Raw genomic sequence first — 1,877 nt, 5'->3', positions numbered from 1 at the left:
GCTCCGCGACGGGAGCCCCGGCGGGCGTCGCGGTCGGTCCGAGCGTCGCGCGGACGGTCGCAGCCAGGGCAGGGCGGCCAGGTTCTTCAGGCCGTCGCCGGAGGTCTGGCCGTAGACCTGCACACCGCCAAGGGCCTGGAGTTCCCCGTCGTCTTCCTCACCGGCATGGAGGACGGCACGTTCCCGCACATGCGGTCGCTGCACGACGACTCCGAGCTCGCCGAGGAGCGGCGGCTGGCGTACGTCGGGATCACCCGCGCCCGGCAGCGGCTGTACATCTCCCGGTCGGCGGTGCGCTCCGCGTGGGGGGCGCCCAACGAGTTCCCGCCCAGCCGGTTCCTCGAGGAGGTCCCCGACGAGCTGTGGGACTGGCGGCGGCGCGAGTCGTCCACCCAGTACCTGCGCCGCGGCGGGTCCGCGTGGGGCGGTCAGACACGGGGGTCGGCGCGCGGCGGGGCCGGCGCCGGCTCGTCGGGCGGCGCCTGGTCGCCTCAGCGGAGGTCGCCGTCCGAGGGCGTCGGCGGCCGGATCGGGCGCCCGAAGGACGCGGGCACGACGGCGGGCACGGGCGCGACCTTCGGCTCGGCCACCCCGCGCAAGGACGCGGACGTGCCGTCGCTCGACGTCGGCGACAAGGTGACGCACGACGCGTACGGCCTCGGCACGGTCGTCTCGCTGGAGGGCAGCGGACCGAACTCCGTCGCGCGGATCGACTTCGGCGCCGACGGCACCAAGCGGCTGCTGCTGCGGTACTCGCCGGTCACCAAGCTCTGACGGCCCTCGCGGGGTCGCCGCGCGGGCGGGGCGGCGCGCGGGCGGGGCGGCGCGCTGGCATCGTGACCGTGTGCTGCTCGACGCCAGGACGCTGCGCGGGCTCGCCGACGGGACGGTCACGCACACCTACCGCCGGTGGTCCGTGGTGCGGGTGCGGGCGGGGTCGACGATGCGCACGCGCGTCGGCGTGGTCGAGGTGACGGCCGTCGACCCGGTGGGGCCGGAGGACGTCGACGACGACGCCGCCCGCGGCGCCGGGTTCCGTTCGGGGGCGGCCGCGCGGGCCTGGATCGAGCGCCGGGGCGAGGGCGAGCTGTACCGGGTGGGCCTGCGTCTGGCGGGCCCGGACCCGCGGGTCGCGCTGCGCGAGGACGACGACCTCGACGCCGCGGCCGTGGACGCGATCCGCGCCCGCCTCGCGCGGATGGACCGCGCCGCGCCCGAGCCGTGGACCCGCGCCTACCTGGAGCTGATCGCGGCGCGACCCGCCGTCGTCGCGCGCACCCTCGCCGAGGGCCCGGGCATGGAGCGCGACCCGTTCAAGGTCCGCGTGCGCCGGCTCAAGGAGCTGGGCCTCACCGAGAGCCTCGAGGTCGGGTACCGGGTGTCGCCGCGCGGCCGCGCCTACCTGACCGCCACCGCCGAGCCGCGGGACGCAGACCCGGTGCCGTGAGCGTTCGGGCGCGTCAGGCCGCGCGGGTCTCCTGCTCGGCGGCGGCGCGGAGGGCGGCGACGTCGCTGCCCGCGTCGCGGAGCGCCGACTCGAGGAGGCGGCCGCCGGGGCAGTCGGCGCGCAGGACGCCGAGGAGCAGGTGACGGTCGCCGATGCCCTTGTCGCCGAGACGGATCGCCTCGCGCAGCGAGAGCTCGAGCGCCTTGCGGGCGTCGGCGGTGAACGGCCAGTGCTTGCGCCGTCGCGTGCTGCGCCGGGCGGCCCGGTCGAGCGCTCCCGCGCCGAAGGTCTCGTCGGCGCGCCGGCTGACCTCGTCGAGATCGATCCCGACGGCCGAGAGGGCGCCGGCGTCGAGCACCTCACCCCGTCGGACGGCGTCGCGCGCGAGCGCGGCGACGTCGTCGGGCCGGACGCCGCACGCCTCCAGCGC

3 protein-coding genes are annotated in these 1,877 nt (G+C 77.7%); 2 read left to right on the top strand and 1 reads right to left on the bottom strand.

The window, feature by feature from the left end:
* Both ACFWEK_RS21285 and ACFWEK_RS21280 read left to right on the top strand, forming a co-directional pair.
* Window positions 1-774: 3'-5' exonuclease (locus ACFWEK_RS21285; RefSeq protein ID WP_430555335.1), on the top strand; the 774-nt coding region annotated here is incomplete at its 5' end.
* 70 nt (window positions 775-844) lie between these two features.
* Entirely contained in the window at window positions 845-1,447 is a 603-nt protein-coding gene (locus ACFWEK_RS21280) for a hypothetical protein (RefSeq protein WP_430555334.1), read from the top strand.
* Between the two features lie 13 nt (window positions 1,448-1,460).
* Here the strand turns inward: ACFWEK_RS21280 and ACFWEK_RS21275 are convergent.
* A partial coding sequence (locus tag ACFWEK_RS21275) for a Clp protease N-terminal domain-containing protein (protein ID WP_430555333.1) occupies window positions 1,461-1,877 on the bottom strand: 417 nt, incomplete at its 5' end.

It is taken from the genome of Isoptericola sp. NPDC060257, from assembly GCF_042726645.1.
Lineage (GTDB): Bacteria > Actinomycetota > Actinomycetes > Actinomycetales > Cellulomonadaceae > Isoptericola > Isoptericola nanjingensis.
The sequence above is the reverse complement of the archived record's forward strand: the minus strand, read 5'-3'. Positions and strand labels throughout refer to the sequence as shown.